Raw genomic sequence first — 15,922 nt, 5'->3', positions numbered from 1 at the left:
ATTCGTCATTCCTTTAATGTATATGACTCGAAGAAATGATATATCATCCTGTATGAAATACCCACCTCATATAATACCCCGGAGGCTTCACGAGAATTATAAAATACCGGTCGAATTCCAGCATGCAAATTGAGGCAATGGTTAAAGATTGCAGGCATATAAGAATCGGTAAAACGATCTCTTCCCAATTTCAGCACATAGTGTAACGTAACCCCAGGACTAAATCCCCTGAATTTGACATCGTTCTTGTCCTGGTTATTGTTCTTTGGTGATATAGTAAGTTCCATATAAGCCGGCTCTAACTGAAGCAAAATGGAAGATTTGGGTTTTCTTAATATGGTTTTATTCGCAAGGGCACCCATTACCAATGTTAGGGGAGCACGAAGCTGTTCACGAGTCGGATCGATCGCAAAATCTTTTCTCCGGTTGTTACCAAAGAAGCTCATGGTGAAACCAAATCCATAACCACGCTTGCCAGCGAAAGCGAGGTCAACTTTCATTCCACCGCCAACGCTAAGATAATCTTGCGCATTCCCGACAAAACCATTCATCATTCCACCAATGAGTACATCCATGCGTTCACCGAGTTCGAATGATTCGAAATCTTCACGTTTCAAACGACGATAGTTCATAGGTGGCACTCGGCGTGTAACATTCATTTTTTCGTAAGTAGGATACCGAAGCAGCATTGAATAAAAACCTTCAACAGGCTGACCGTCTGCATAAGCTGGTTTAAATTTGCCGACCTCAACAGTTTTCTTTCTCAAGCTATCGATAATGGCGGCGTCATTGATTCCATTGACATCCTCCAATAACGCCTGGCCTAGGGTATCAATAGAAAAGATCAATTCCAACTCAACACCATCCAACATCGCACGTTGGTCCTGGGTAAAGTCAATTTTCAAATATTCAACACCTAACCGGTTCAGGCCATTCACCGGTTCGGGGCCGACTGCTTCGTGGCGTTGTTGCTGTGCCTGGACGAAATTGCTGGTCACAACAAAAAGAAAGCTGACAAGAAAATATGTGATCAAAAAAGAAATTCGCATAACATTTTAATAGCGGAACGAAGGTATAAGATTTGTTAATCCCGCCAAGCGCAAATACAAGCAATATCTTACACAAGGGTATAATTGATCCTTCAAACTTGGTGAAATCCATCGCTTCATGGATACCTCCTTTGCACACGTCAGAACAGATTTGCGCCACTGGAGATGAAGCCATTTCATTTTTATTATTTTTGTTTTCCAAAACCCTGTCATATGAACCGTTTATTCGTGGTCTTCTGCTTTTTTCTCCCGTGCGTCACGATAGCACAACAAGAAAAGATTCTTCCGCCCATTCTTCCCTGGAAAGGAAAAAGCCTCGAATTGATTGCCGACAAAAATAATCCATGGATAACGCCCACTGAACAAAGTGACTTCGTGAGGACGCCATCTTACGTTGAAACGATGGGCTGGTTTGATAAACTTTGTGCAGCATCGGAGGTGATGGAAATGATAACGGTAGGGCAAAGCGCAAATGGACGAAAAATTCAAATGGTTATCGTCTCACAGGATAAAACATTTGATAAGGCTGCTTTGCAGTCGTCGTCTAAACCACTACTGCTTGTTCAAGCTGGAATTCATGCGGGCGAAATAGATGGAAAAGATGCGGGAATGATGTTGCTTCGGGATATTGCCTTCGGTAACAAGCGCGCGCTGTTAAAAAATGCAAATCTTTTGTTTATTCCTATACTGAACGTTGATGGTCATGAACGGGTATCTCCTTTCAACCGTCCGAATCAACGAGGTCCCGTGAATATGGGATGGCGTACCAATGCGCGCAACCTGAACCTGAACCGCGACTATACCAAGCTGGATTCGGAAGAAATCAGCACGCTGGTGAAAGTGATGAATGATTACAACCCTTCCTTCTATGTGGACTTGCACGTGACGGATGGCGCAGACTACCAGTACGACATCACGTATGGGAACAACGAATACTCCCCGGCCATTGGGCAATGGCTGACACGGACATTTCGGCCAGCCATTGACAAGGGGCTGAAGGCTTACGGGCATATACCCGGCCCGTTGGTGTTTGCTACCAACGACCGGGATTTCACACAGGGAATGATGGAATATCCTTACAGCCCAAGATTCTCCACCAACTATGGCGACCTACGCCGTATTCCTTCCATCCTTGTGGAAAATCATTCACTCAAACCTTTCAAGCAACGGGTGTTGGGTACTTATGTTTTCCTGGAAGCACTGCTTCAAATTGTTGGAAAGGAAAGCACTTCTTTGAAACAGGCCATCCAGTCGGATGCGAAGTTGCGCGGTGATGACGTGGTCATAACATGGGCCTCGCCGGAAAAGGCGGACACGGTAACATTTCTCGGCATAGCGTCAACATTGGAGAAATCATCGGTAACGGCTGCCGACTATGTGCGTTGGACCGGCAAACCCATAACGCAAAAGATTCCGTACAGACGTTTCAATAAACCCGCCATAGCCGCAAAGCGATCCAAAGCGTATTGGGTGCCAGCAACCTATCAGAATGTGATTGAACGGCTGATGAAGCATGGTATTCAGATCGAGAAGATAACAGAGCCTACAACGGTAGATGTTGACCTGTATCATCTCAAGGATGCGAAAATTTCCACCGAACCATTTGAAGGCCATTTCAGCGTGACGGCTAAAGCTCAGTCAAAGAAACACAAGGAAACATTTTATCCTGGTTCCATTCGCATCCCTACCGACCAGGTGCTCGGCGACTTAATAGTCTACCTGCTTGAACCTGAAAGCCCTGACAGCTTTTTAGCGTGGGGATTTTTTCCGGAGATTTTTAGTCGCACGGAATACATTGAGGAATACGCCATCGAGCCCCTGGCTCGTTGGATGCTTGAACAAGACGAGAACCTGCGGAAGGAATTTGAGATGAAGAAAAAGGAAGATCCTGAATTTGTGAAGGATAAAATGAAGGTGTACGCCTGGTTTTATGAGCGATCTGATTTCTATGATAACAGGTATTTGGTATACCCGGTGGGAGTGGAACGATAAGGGATTATAATGATCAGTGACAGCATACCAACGAGCGATAAGGCTAAGTTTACGACCGAAAAGTTTTCAGAAGCAGCTCAGCTACATAATGATGAACAGGAAAATAATGGCATTGGTATAAGTCAAATTTCCGTCCGATCACCATTATTTTTTCTCGAATCATTTAAGCGATGATTTAGTGCTAAGCATCATCGTAATACTTCTTTCGACGACATGCGCCGACTTAAATGTGTTACTACAAATCAAACTGTAGAGAGATGTGTTGGATGGCTGAGCAATTGTTGATAAATTGATCAAGACTATATCGCATGAAACTGGAACGAACCATTTTTGAAAGAAGTCATATTTTCTTTTTGGTTTTCTTTGTAACTGTAAGTGCTGCCTTTTGGCTGACGTACATCACGCGAGTCTTCGAGCAGGAAAATTACCGGATGCACCTGCACGGTATTACGCTATTTTTATGGTGCTTCATGCTGATCACGCAACCGCTGCTGATTAAGAAAAAAATGAACATTGCGCACCGCTGGATAGGTAGATTTTCGTATGTACTTGTACCCGTCCTGGTGCTCACGACGTTCGATTTACTACGCTATCGGGTTAAAAGTCAACCCGCGCTCGACTATGCTTTTATAGCACTGGTTTTTAATGCGCTGATTGTGTTTGTAATATTATATGGCCTCGCAATTTATTATCGAAAAAAGCCTACCATCCATGCACGTTACATGTTATGTACCATTTTTCCTTTTTTTACCCCTGCTACGGATCGAATTATATCGATCTATTTTCCCGGCACACTAAAGTATTTTCCGCTGCTCAATGGTCATCCCAATGTCATGTTATTTGGATTTGCGTTGGCCGATACTATTCTGATTGCGCTTTGCATCTGGGATTGGCAATCGCACAGGCGTCTGAATGTTTTCCCGCTCGCCTTGCTATTGGTGTTGTTGTATCAGTTTAGCGTGAATATGTTCTACCTGTATGATTTTTGGGAAACGTTTTGTGAGTGGCTGATGCATGGATAATGACGAGATGCATTTTAATCCTGATTTATTTTGAGACGTCAACAATCAGATAAAAAAGATCTCCACCGGTCAAAATTTTTGCATCCCATATCGCATAAGAATATATTACCTCACCGTCGATTAATGCTGGCTTAACAATAACTTTATGCAGCATAGATCTCCACAGTTTCCTATTTTAGCTCCATGGCTTACAAAACATGCGTCCTCATCCTGTTGGGTTTTTTGTTTGACTGGCTAGCACCTCAGACTGAACCTCTAGAACAGAAAACAAAAAGATGGTACAAAGGAAATCTTCACACCCATACGTATTGGAGCGACGGAGATGAATACCCGGAAATGGTGCTGGATTGGTATAAATCACGTGACTACGATTTCGTTGCGCTTTCTGATCACAATACAATGGCCCGCGAAGAGAAGTGGGTGAAAGTTATCAAGAGTGGCATGTATGAAACTGCTTTCAACAAGTACCTAGAAAAATTCGGGAAAGACTGGGTGACTTATAAAACTGATTCGGGAAGGACACTTGTAAAATTGAAGACCTACCCTGAATACAAAAAGAAAATGGAGGACAAGAATTTTCTTATCATCCCTGCGGAAGAGATAACGGATAAATTTGAAGGAAAACCGGTTCACCTTGGAGGAATCAATCTGCAGGCAAAGATTCAGCCGCAGGGTGGCGGGAGCGTCGTAGAAACGATGCAACGGAATGTTGATGCTGTCCTGAAGCAACGAAAGGAAACGGGAGTCCCCATGTTTCCTCACATCAATCATCCAAATTTTTATTATGCGATCACTGCCCAGGATATGATGAACTTGCACGGCGAGCGATTTTTTGAAGTTTACAACGGTCACCCCATGGTACACAATGAAGGTGACTCAACGCGTCCCGGAAGCGAGCAGATGTGGGATATGATCAACGTGGCTTACTTGAAAAAGGGTCAGCCACTGTTGCTCGGACTGGCCACCGATGACAGTCACAACTATCATCAGTTTGGCCCTTCCTTCAGCAATGCGGGTCGTGGTTGGGTAATGGTCTATGCCGCAACGCTTGACCCGAATGCACTGATCAATGCCATGGAAGAAGGTGATTTTTACGCGTCGTCAGGAGTTACGTTAAGCAGCGTGACGTTGTCGAATAACGAGTTGTCCGTTGAAGTAAAACCGGAGCCTGGTGTAAACTATGTTATTGAATTCGTAGGTGTAATCAAAGGCTCCGGGCAATCCACGGTGTTGGAGCGTATCCATGGTACTAACGGAAACTTTAAGCTCACCTCGCGTTATAACTTTGTACGTGCGCGCATCATTTCTGACAAAATAAAATCCAATCCATATAAAGCAGGGGAATTTGAAATGGCTTGGACACAGCCTGTTTTGTTTAAGGAATAATTAGATATTCCTTTTTAGTCACTATTCGGTCAGCTAAATTCGTAAGACTGTAATAAACGTACCCCAGTGTCGCCGCCGCTCCATTGCAACATAGACTATTCACAAACAACAATAGGTACAATACGTTTTCAAGTCTTTTATAGACTTCGAAAATAAGTATACAATGCCTGCATTCGACATATGACAGTTCAACGATCAACTCAGATTCAAATTTTCGGATTAATTGTATTTGTTAGTCCAGTAGAACGGAAATGATTGTTGTTTAACCGATTTCGCTGCTGTTATATATCATGCCTACGGCATTCCCATCCAGAATCCACACACTAGGGCTACCGATATTTGATGCCTACGGCACCGGGTTGTGGATCTTATCGATCTCGATGCTGTAACGAATGGAACGCCGAATGAGTATGGAAATTACAATGTCACTTCTCTTGCATTCCTGCACTGCGAAATCCGTTGGGGATGATAGTGGTAGAAAAATGTTTTCTATCCAAATCCTTAATCCCGTTAGGGATGATATGCGATTTCGTAATCATGTCCATCCTTTAATCCCATAAATCATTGTCCTTTTTTCTCGATTTTCGGAATGTTGTGTATGATAGTCCAGCGTTTATCTTCATAACCCAAAAGCAGAATCGAGTTGAAAATTAGGAAATTGCTTTCCAGTCGAACTTTCACGTGAGCAATCTTTCCTGAAATATCGATTTGTCCAAACTCAATCTTTCTTGCGGCTCCTCCAAATCGTTTTGTTTTTACAAGTGTTTTATAATCTTCCTTCGAGAAAATGAAAACACCATTTTCTTCAAAGAAGCCATCCTGAACATTTTGAAAATGGGTATGCAGAACCTGTTCGAGTAAGGTAACATCATTGGTATCACCGGCGCGAACAAAATCCGCGACAGTTTTCTTTACTTCTTCCAGTGTAGTCATAGTATTTAAATTGAGTTTATGATTTTGTTTTTAATCTCTACCATTCTTTCCGTTGCGTGCTCCGGGTTCGCAGTGCCATCAATGCAATATATTTCTGTGTCAGTTATGCCAATAAAGCCGAGGATATTTCTAAGATAACTTTCGAAACCTGTCTCCCGGTTTATGTCTTCTTTCTTTCCGCCCATCGTAGCAAGGATGGAGCACTTCTTGTTTTTGAGAAGCCCCACGTATTCTCCACGCTTATGCTGAAAGGTTTTGTTAACTCTTACCACGTGATCGAAATACGCCTTTAGCGTAGAGGGGATCTGAAAATTATACATTGGGCAGGTGATGAGTAGTTCGTCACTGACTGTGATTTCATTAATTAATACATCGGAGAGTTCAAGCTCATCGCCGGTGGGTTGACCACCAAAAAAAGCCTGAACCGTTTGTTGTGTTAAATGTGGAATCGGATTTACTTGTAAATCTCTGGTGATAATTTTTCCCGTTGGATGCTTTTCTTGCCAGCGGGATACGAAATGATTTCCCACTTCCCGGCTGAACGAGTCCGTAAGTCGAATGCTTGAATCGATCCTTAATAATGTCTTCATGTTTTTTTGATTAAAGACAGATAAGGATGGTTCAAATGTGACAGACTATATGAACTTAATTGATTTTAATTTGTCGGGATCAACGACGGAATAAATGAATTTCATCTTACCAGCCTCATCAAATGAAAACACCTGACAATTGTAAAGACGTTTATTCTGCCAGAAGCAAATAGCAGGCTGGTGATTGATTTGTGTAAACGTGTATTGTTTGTCTTCCAGGAAAAGCGCGTAAACATGTTGGACAAGTTGTGCAGTAGACGCAGCCCCCATCTCAATATCTTTAACCACGCGGATTTTATTTCCACCGTCCGCCATGATTTTGATGTCCCCAGCAAGAAGATTCTCCAGGGTTTTCATATCAGCATTAACAACGGCATCAATATACTGTGGCAGTTTATCCCTATGATGGTATTGGGCTGTGGGCACGTACTGACTCAAACTTTTCTTTGCCCGGCTGTATAATTGTCGGGCGCTATCGGACGTAATATCAAGAGCAGCTGCGATCTCTTCGTGCGAATAATTGAAAGCCTCCCGAAGCATGTACACCGCCCGTTCCTTTGCATTCAGCGTCTCCATAAGGACCAGTAGCGTATAGTGTGCAACCTGCTCGCGTATCAAATGTGTTTCAGCTGTTTCTGTTGAGACAGGCTCGGGCAACCATACACCATACGCGGCTTGTTTGCCAAACTTGTTTTTAAAATTAATCGAATGATTGATAACCATTCGGGTGAGGTAATGTACTTCGTTTTCGATTTTGGTTTTATCCAGGTGAATGTATTTCTCCATCACATCCTGCACGACATCCTTTGCATCTTCAAAAGAGCCAAGAATATTATATGAGTATGTCAATAACTTCCGATACGCTGCGTCCATAGGTGCTTTTCCAGCAATGACAAATGAGGCTACCCAGAATGTGACAAGATGCACACCTTTTTTTGAATTTTCTTATTTATAGTGCGTAACGATAATCTTTATTCTTGCCATACATTGCGGATATCTTCTATCAATTTCTTGGAGAATAATTTCAAGACTTCGTTATTGCAGCCACATAATTAAACGATAATAAGAAACTCACTTATCACCCACTTATGAAAATCAAAGCATTCAAAGGCTTTCGGCCGGTAGCGTCAAAAGTAAAAAGCGTTGCCTCTCGTCCGTACGATGTGTTGGATTCAGAGGAGGCTCGTGAAGAGGCAAAGGGAAATCCATGGTCCTTTTTGAATGTTGTCAAACCAGAGATAACGCTTCCTCCGGCAACTGACCATTACAGCATGGATGTGTATGAAGCCGGTAAAAATAATTTTCAAAAGCTGGTAAAAGAGGGTGTATTTGTTCAAGACAAAGAAGAATGTCTTTATATATACGAGTTGATCATGGACGGACGGTCGCAAAATGGAATTGTCGCTTGTGCGTCGGTAGACGATTATATGGCGGGACGTATTAAGAAACACGAACTCACCCGTCCCGACAAAGAAGCTGACCGGAAAAATCATGTGCGTATTTCCATGATGAATGCAGAACCCGTCTTCTTTGCTTACCCTGCCAATAAATCACTTGATAATATTGTTGAGACCATCAAGCAAACCAAACCGGTTTATTCTTTTACAACGGACGATAATATCCAACACCGTTTCTGGGTGGTCGATAAAGCTGAGCAAATAGAAAGCATTATCAATGCATTCGAAAAAATTCCAGCGACCTACGTTGCCGATGGACATCACCGTACAGCAGCCGCTGCGTTGGTGGGCAATGATCTGAGAAAGGAAAATCCCGGTCATACCGGCGAGGAATCATACAATTATTTCCTTGCCGTTCATTTTCCTGATAACCAACTGGCGATCCTGGATTACAATCGCGTGGTGAAAGATCTTAATGGCCACACGCCGAAATCATTCCTCGACGGATTAACCGCTGGTTTTGTTGTCACGAAGAAGGGAACCGAAGCGTATCGGCCCTCACGCCTCCATGAATTTGGCATGTACCTGGCGGGTGAGTGGTACGCCCTCCAGGCAAAACCGGGTATGTATGATGATCATGATGCTATTGGGGTGCTTGATGTCACCATCGTTTCGGAGAAAGTCTTAAAACCGCTTCTCAATATCCACGACCTGCGCACTGATAAAAGAATTGATTTCGTTGGTGGTATGCGCGGACTCAAGGAATTGGAACGCCGGGTCGACAGCGGTGAGATGGCTGTTGCGTTCGCGCTTTACCCGGTTTCCATGAAGCAACTTATTGACATTGCCGACAGCGGTAAAATCATGCCGCCCAAAACTACTTGGTTTGAACCCAAGTTGAGAAGCGGACTAGTGGTACATAAATTCTGAGTATCGAAAAGAGGACATGGACCTGACCATAGGAGGTGGCGGTAGACTAATGTCGTTTACAGAAATAATGAGGCAATAATTTTTTTGTTCGACATTCTGTTCCATTCGTTCTATTCATTTATTTTTTTCACCGACCAGGAAATTCCAATGCGCTGCATTTAATTTTATTTCTCATATTGCCTTGCATCATCGTCAAATTCTAAAAGTTATGAAAAAAATACACACGCACAGATATCTTTTTTTTACCGGCGCATTGCTGCTGTTGGTCATGAGTCATTCCATAAAAGCATCTAGTGCTGAAGCAGTTGAAGGCCGCTGGGATATGGTTATTGAATCGAATGGAAAATCTCTTCCATCCTGGCTTGAGATAGAACACTCCGGAATCAAAACATTGGTAGGACGCTTTGTTTACGCCGGAGGCAGTGCCCGACCAATATCAGTCATCAATTCAAACAACGGAAAATATAGTTTCTCCATTCCGCCGCAATGGGAAGAAAGCACACGCAATCTGGACTTTGAATTTGAATTAGTTGGTGATCAGTTAAAAGGTACCATGGTTTTTGTTGACGGAAAAACCTACAACTGGACGGCTCAACGCGCACCAAGTTTGAAAAGAACAAACGAACCCACCTGGGGCAAACCCATTAAACTTTTCAACGGTGTTGATCTTAAGGGATGGCATGCAACTGGAGAAAATCAATGGGTAGTGGAAAATGGAATTCTGCGGAGTAAGAAATCAGGCTCCAATTTAGTAAGCGATCAAACCTTTAACGATTTTAAACTGCATGTTGAATTTCGTTACGAGAAAGGAAGCAACAGTGGTGTTTACCTTCGTGGACGATATGAAGTACAGATTGCAGATGATAAAGGGAAAGATCCATGGAAAGGATTCTTTGGCGCCATTTATGGTTTCTTACCACCAAGTGAAATGGCTGCAAAAGATGCTGGCGAATGGCAGACATTTGACATCACCCTCATTGGAAGAATGGTAACGGTAGTCGCTAATGGCAAGACCGTTATTTCAAATCAAGAAATTCCTGGTATAACCGGCGGTGCGCTTGACAGTAAAGAAGGTGAACCAGGCCCAATCTATTTCCAAGGCGATCATGGTCCAATTGATTTTAGAAGCGTGGTGATTACGCCTGCGAAGTGAGTACTAAAACCACCTAGAAACTTTGCGGCAAATGCCGTTCTGTTACGATTGGTCGTGTTTGTATACATTCCCTTTGCCACTTATTTACTAGGTATCCCACCCGTTGTATCTGGGCAGTGGGATATACTCCTTGGTTTAGGAATGAGATCGCAAAATCGCAAAATAACCCACTGTGCGAGGTCGAAAAAATTGGATAGGGAGGTACCGGCAATCTCCCGATAATGTAAGCTACTTGGACCAGAACCTCACTCTTGCCTCAAAGAATTTACGGGATTGGCCACGGCAGTCCTGATAGTTTGAAAGCTGACGGTAATGATTGCGATAAGCAGTATGACGATGATCGCCAAAACAAATATCCAGGCGTTCAAGCTGATCCGGACAGCATAGCTCGAAAGCCATTCTTCCATTACCAGATAAGCAACTGGCAGCGCCAACAGTGCAGCAATCAATACTATTTTTGTAAAATCGAATGTCAGCAACCTAACAATGCCCATAACGGAAGATCCCAGAACTTTTCGTATACCTATCTCTTTGGTGCGTTGCGTGATCGTGTATGAGGAGAGGCCAAATAATCCCAGGCAGGCAATGAAGATGATCAGCCCGGAAAAAGCTGCCATCACCTTACCGAATTGCGTATCGGCGCGGTATTGCTGGTTGTATTTTTCGTTGAGGAAAAAATAATTAAACACGGTATTGGGATATACCTTTCTCCAGATGCTCTCCACTGTTGCAAGCGTCTTTGACATTTCGTTTGACTGCACCTGGAGCGCGAAATAATCAGAGCGTTCTTGGTAGTAGATTACCATCGGCAAATGTCCTTCTTTGGGCGAGCGGAAATGAAAATTTTTCAACACACCTATGATGGTTGATCCATCTGTATCGCCGCGTGTCCGGAATGTAACGCGCGACCCGACTGCCTCTTCTGCGTTAGAAAACCCGAGCGCCTTCGCGGCTTCTTCATTAATGATTATCTGGTCGTGATTGGGAACATCATGTTCAAAATTACGGCCCGCAAGCAATGTCATGTTAAGCGTAGGAATAAAGTCTGCATCGACAGGGAAATAGTAATATATATATCCTCCTTCATCTGCTTTTGACGCACTGAGTCGCGTAATCGAAGTGGTGCTAAGGTCTTGCATATCGACGCCCGGCAGACTCGCGGAACGCGATACCGATTTTACGTCAGCAGTTTTTAACAACTCGGTCTTTAACGTGCGGCTTGTAAGCCTGAACAACGAGTCAGGCATATTCAATTGCCGCCCAGTGAGGACCAGTGTCTGGTCGATGTTCATGCCGAGATCATGTTTTCGCAGATGCTTTACCTGGAGATAGACAGTGCCCATGCTAATCAGTAGCACGACCGTTGCAGAAAATTGAAATATCACTAAACTTTTGCGCAGAAACCGGCCATGGCCTGAAGAAGAAAATTTTCCCTTTAGTACGGAGGCGGGCTGGAGTGAGGCCAGCACGAACGCCGGATAAAGACCGGATAGCAGCGCACCGCCACTGACGAGGCCTGCCAGTAAAATCCAGAACGACCGATCCTCCATGAGATTGAATGGTAACGGTTGTCCGGAAAGATCGCGGAAGAATGGGAACGCAAGCTGAAACAACATCAGCGCCAATACACCAGCCACCACGTTAAGGATTGTGGCTTCGAGAAGAAATTGTATAACGAGCTGCACTTTTAGCGATCCCATCACTTTACGGATACCGACTTCACGTGCACGCTCTACAGCACGTGCAGTGGATAGGTTGATATAGTTTACCCACGCAATGACGATGATAAACAAAGCAATGAGAGAAAAATAATATACAACCTTGCCATTACCTGTTGGCTCCGGTTCATACGACTTGGTAGAGTAGGGATGGATATCTTTGATGCGTTCGCCCAGAAATACTGCGTCTGGGACAACACTTTTTATTGGTTGTGTCACTGCAGCCAATTTCGTATTCAACGTTGGAAGGTCAATGCCCGGTACTGTGAGTACGAAAGTAAACTCATTGTTGTTATTCCACCGATCATCCGGATACCACGGCTTAAGCGTCTTCAACGAAAGCCTTGAAAGCAGGAAAGAAAATTTGAGATGTGTGTTCGGGGGGATATCTGCTATCACCGCTTTGATGCGATAGATATTCTTGTCAATCTCGATCGACTCGTCCGTGACATTGGTACGCCCAAAATATTTTTTCGCCATCGACTCGGTCAGCACGACTTCAAATGGAGCGATCAAAGCTTTTTTCGCATCGCCATCCAAAATCTCGTAGGTAAATATTTTAAAGGCAGAAGGATCGGCCCAGTATACACCTGACTCCAGGAAATTGCGTTCTCCTGTTTTTACATTGGTAAATCCATCGTGTCCATAAAATCGCACGTAGTCAATCACCTCTGGCATTTTCTCTTTGACAAGGGGACCCAGCGGTGCAAACGTTTCACAGTCCGTCATCACATACTCAGACCCGTTGTAGAAATCTGTCGTAAGCCGGAATATGTTGTCAGCGTTGACATGACAATCCTCATAACTTCTCTCAAATCTGACGTATTGGGCGATGAATAAAAAAGCCGCAATCCCAATCGCAAGGCCAAGGATATTGATATACGAAAAGACGATGTTCTTCAGGAGCGTTCTCCATGCAATTCGGAGATAGTTTTTTATCATCTGTAAAGGTTTCCATCGAGCACGACGAAAACAATGCCACAAGGCGAAAGACTGGAATTTGCCGCGATTAACGGTTTTGGGTGTCCACCTTGGTGCAACCGTGTTCGCAAGCGGGCGAATGAGTGTGATTAGCTACCTGGGGGATAATGAAGCGGTAAAGAATATTGAACGGGATTTAACCCCGAGTCCAGAACAGGGATCTCAATCCGATTTTCGTTCTTCCTGGATCTATTTCGGCGTTCAGTTGAATCGTGGTAAATATGGTTTTCTAATCCACGCTGCCGATACGCCTTGCTGATGTGGCGCAATCATGCATATCAAATGTCGGGTTCACCACCTGTCTGTATGAATTATATACTGCACATTTGTACAATTAGAAAACCAATCACTAAATTAAATTTAAAACTCTACCCAATGGCTGCTACGAAAAAGACCAAAACCTTATACTGGATCTTCACTATACTATTTGCACTGATCATGTTTTCCACCGCGGTACCGAACGTGCTGATGTCACAGGATTCGATAGACCTTATCCATACCAGGCTCGGCTATCCCCAGTATTTTATTATGTTTATCGGTATCGTGAAGATACTGGGAGTAATTGGCATTCTCATTCCCGGTTATCCACGGGTAACAGAATGGGCCTATGCCGGACTGTTTTTCGACCTCGCTGCCGCAACTGTCTCAGGTATTGTAGTAGATGGGTTTCATCCAGCGCAACTGGGTATGCTCGTGTTCATTGCGCCTGGTGTTCTATCCTACATTTACTATCATAAAAAACGTATGGAAGAAGGAATCCCAATTACGGCGTAGAGGTTAACGTTACAATTCAGAATATCAAACAAGGGAAAGAATATCGAACAAGGGAAAGAATATCGAACAAGGAACACCGAATATCGAATGATGATCGGATACTGCTTCGGGATTTTTATCTTAAGAAAACTTCTGGTACGTCAAGACCGCTCCTTCATCCTTCCTTGTTCCCGGCCTACCGGCGGGCAGGCTTTGTTCGATATTCGGTGTTCATTTGAAAAATTGAGCAAGGAAAAGAATATCGAACAAGGAATATTGATGATGAATGACGCTCGATCTAAAGGCGTGCTTACTCATTCGTCGGCTAGATAGTTGTTGAGTTAACGCTCCCGCTATTTCCTTTTTCTTTGAACCACTGCATACCAAAGGTGTTATCAGATAGACGAAACTACCGGGATTTGTTTTCCGCGGACTTGCATGGATTCATATTTGGTCTTGATTACATTGATTGGTATTGCTGCGTTGGGCATGGCATGGATGCCTTACTTTACAGAACGGACGAATATTTCCTACGCGCTACCGTATGTTGCAGGCGGGGCAATAATCTATGCAGTAACGGATCGGTTGCCATTTCCTGATCCTATACAGGCACCCGAAACCACATTGAGACTTACGGAATTAGTTGTCATTATATCCCTCATGGGAACAGGGCTGAAGATAGATCAGCCGTTTTCATTTCGTTCCTGGAAAGTACCCTTTAGATTAGTTACCCTTACAATGATTTTGAGTATCGCCGTTGTAACCCTATTAGGTCAATGGATGTTTGGTTTAGATCTTGCAGCAGCGTTATTGTTGGGTGCCGTGCTTGCGCCGACAGATCCTGTATTGGCGTCCGACGTACAGGTAGGTCCTCCGTTAGAAAAGAACAAAGATAACATTCGTTTCTCACTCACTGCGGAAGCGGGTATGAACGATGGAATGGCTTTTCCATTCACCTGGCTTGCGATCGCAGTGGCCTTGTCGGCACGCGAAGGATTTGTCTGGCATGATTGGGTATTGAAAGAACTGTTGATGAAAATAGCCATTGGTATAGCGGGTGGCTATTTTATAGGCAAAGCATTGGCTTATGCTGTGTTTAAAGTTTCGAAAGAAAGAGAAATATTTATACGCGATGGATTTGTGGCGATTTGTGCAACGCTGGTCACGTACGGTGTTACGGAGATGCTACATGGGTATGGCTTCATAGCGGTGTTTGTGGCCGCAATTACCATCCGCAATTACGAGCTTGATCACGAGTATCATCGTAAACTCCATTCCTTTACAGACCAAATTGAGCGCATCTTACTGGCGATTGTCCTTATTTTATTTGGTGGTGCATTGGTACATGGCGTGATCGAAAATTTTTCGTGGAGGTTGGTATTGTTTGCTCTTGCCTGTATTTTTATTATTCGCCCGTTTACAGCGTGGGCGTCCCTTTATTCAACGGAGCTTCATCCAAAAGAAAGACTCGCTATTAGTTTTTTTGGAATCAAGGGAATCGGTTCATTCTTCTATCTTGCTTTTGCGTTGCAACATGCAGATTTCGTCGACGAAAAATTGTTGTGGTCGATCGTTTCGGCCGTAGTTTTATTTTCCCTGGTCATCCATGGGTCAACCGCGTCCTATATAATGAAACGCTTAGGTGATAGATTCCTGACGCCGAATAAACCCACTGACGAACATCAACGGTAAGCCTGTATGTTTTAGCCGGCACTTATCATTCTTTGCTCGGTGTTCGACACGCTGTGTCCAGATTATTATTGACAAGGAATGAAAGTAATATCGAACAACAAAAAACTAACGTTGAAATGATGTTAGGTTGGCCTTCAGAGTTCGATTTCCCTTCAACCTAAATGCTATCAAGTGTGAGTCGCGACTACCGTTTAACGGGGGTTGGATGTTGCGCCGGCTTAGAATTATTCACCGCCTGATTGCTGTCGTTCACCTACAAGCTGCCGGAGCCAGCCTTTTTGTGATAGCCCTTCTCCATTCGGGCGCCGTTATTTACATCATAATTG

The 15,922-nt window shown here is 43.8% G+C and carries 12 protein-coding genes; 7 read left to right on the top strand and 5 right to left on the bottom strand.

The features are described from left to right. Positions 1 to 5: 5 nt before the first annotated feature. Positions 6 to 1,049, bottom strand: a complete 1,044-nt coding sequence (locus P2W71_RS18215; protein WP_276372746.1) for a hypothetical protein — start codon at positions 1,047 to 1,049, stop codon at positions 6 to 8. A 213-nt stretch (positions 1,050 to 1,262) separates the two neighbouring features. Here P2W71_RS18215 and P2W71_RS18210 point away from each other — a divergent pair, with 213 nt between their 5' ends. The 3 genes from P2W71_RS18210 (at position 1,263) to P2W71_RS18200 (ending at position 5,449) form a co-directional block, all read left to right on the top strand. Then, positions 1,263 to 3,041, top strand: a complete 1,779-nt coding sequence (locus P2W71_RS18210; protein WP_276372745.1) for a M14 family metallopeptidase — start codon at positions 1,263 to 1,265, stop codon at positions 3,039 to 3,041. Positions 3,042 to 3,349: 308 nt separating this feature from the next. Next, positions 3,350 to 4,063: a hypothetical protein gene (locus tag P2W71_RS18205; protein ID WP_276372744.1), complete on the top strand. Its 714-nt coding sequence runs from the start codon at positions 3,350 to 3,352 to the stop codon at positions 4,061 to 4,063. 183 nt (positions 4,064 to 4,246) lie between these two features. After that, entirely contained in the window at positions 4,247 to 5,449 is a 1,203-nt protein-coding gene (locus tag P2W71_RS18200) for a histidinol-phosphatase (RefSeq protein WP_276372743.1), read from the top strand. Between the two features lie 561 nt (positions 5,450 to 6,010). On the opposite strand, the gene P2W71_RS18195 is transcribed toward P2W71_RS18200, so the two are convergent. From P2W71_RS18195 to P2W71_RS18185, 3 genes are read right to left on the bottom strand one after another with little or no spacing between them, the layout of a single operon-like run. Continuing rightward, positions 6,011 to 6,382, bottom strand: coding sequence for a nuclear transport factor 2 family protein (locus P2W71_RS18195; protein ID WP_276372742.1), 372 nt, complete (start codon positions 6,380 to 6,382; stop codon positions 6,011 to 6,013). Between the two features lie 5 nt (positions 6,383 to 6,387). Continuing rightward, entirely contained in the window at positions 6,388 to 6,972 is a 585-nt protein-coding gene (locus P2W71_RS18190) for an NAD(P)H-dependent oxidoreductase (RefSeq protein ID WP_276372741.1), read from the bottom strand. Between the two features lie 45 nt (positions 6,973 to 7,017). Continuing rightward, on the bottom strand, positions 7,018 to 7,899 hold the full coding sequence (locus P2W71_RS18185; RefSeq protein ID WP_276372740.1) for a sigma factor-like helix-turn-helix DNA-binding protein: 882 nt from the start codon (positions 7,897 to 7,899) through the stop codon (positions 7,018 to 7,020). A gap of 161 nt (positions 7,900 to 8,060) precedes the next feature. Between P2W71_RS18185 and P2W71_RS18180 the strand changes: the two genes are divergently transcribed. Next, on the top strand, positions 8,061 to 9,299 hold the full coding sequence (locus P2W71_RS18180; RefSeq protein WP_276372739.1) for a DUF1015 family protein: 1,239 nt from the start codon (positions 8,061 to 8,063) through the stop codon (positions 9,297 to 9,299). A 208-nt stretch (positions 9,300 to 9,507) separates the two neighbouring features. Continuing rightward, the gene (locus P2W71_RS18175; protein WP_276372738.1) at positions 9,508 to 10,452 is read left to right on the top strand and encodes a DUF1080 domain-containing protein; all 945 of its coding nucleotides are present in this window, start codon (positions 9,508 to 9,510) and stop codon (positions 10,450 to 10,452) included. A gap of 245 nt (positions 10,453 to 10,697) precedes the next feature. Here P2W71_RS18175 and P2W71_RS18170 read toward each other — a convergent pair whose 3' ends face one another. Next, positions 10,698 to 13,112, bottom strand: coding sequence for an ABC transporter permease (locus P2W71_RS18170; protein ID WP_276372737.1), 2,415 nt, complete (start codon positions 13,110 to 13,112; stop codon positions 10,698 to 10,700). A gap of 414 nt (positions 13,113 to 13,526) precedes the next feature. Between P2W71_RS18170 and P2W71_RS18165 the strand changes: the two genes are divergently transcribed. Both P2W71_RS18165 and P2W71_RS18160 read left to right on the top strand, forming a co-directional pair. Next, entirely contained in the window at positions 13,527 to 13,925 is a 399-nt protein-coding gene (locus P2W71_RS18165) for a DoxX family protein (RefSeq protein ID WP_276372736.1), read from the top strand. Between the two features lie 417 nt (positions 13,926 to 14,342). Continuing rightward, positions 14,343 to 15,596 carry a cation:proton antiporter gene (locus tag P2W71_RS18160; protein ID WP_276372735.1) on the top strand — a complete coding sequence of 418 codons (1,254 nt, stop codon included), beginning with the start codon at positions 14,343 to 14,345 and terminating at the stop codon, positions 15,594 to 15,596. Positions 15,597 to 15,922: the final 326 nt, after the last annotated feature.

Origin of the sequence: Chryseolinea sp. H1M3-3 (assembly GCF_029360725.1) — a bacterium.
Classification (GTDB): Bacteria; Bacteroidota; Bacteroidia; order Cytophagales; family Cyclobacteriaceae; genus Chryseolinea.
The sequence above is the reverse complement of the archived record's forward strand: the minus strand, read 5'-3'. Positions and strand labels throughout refer to the sequence as shown.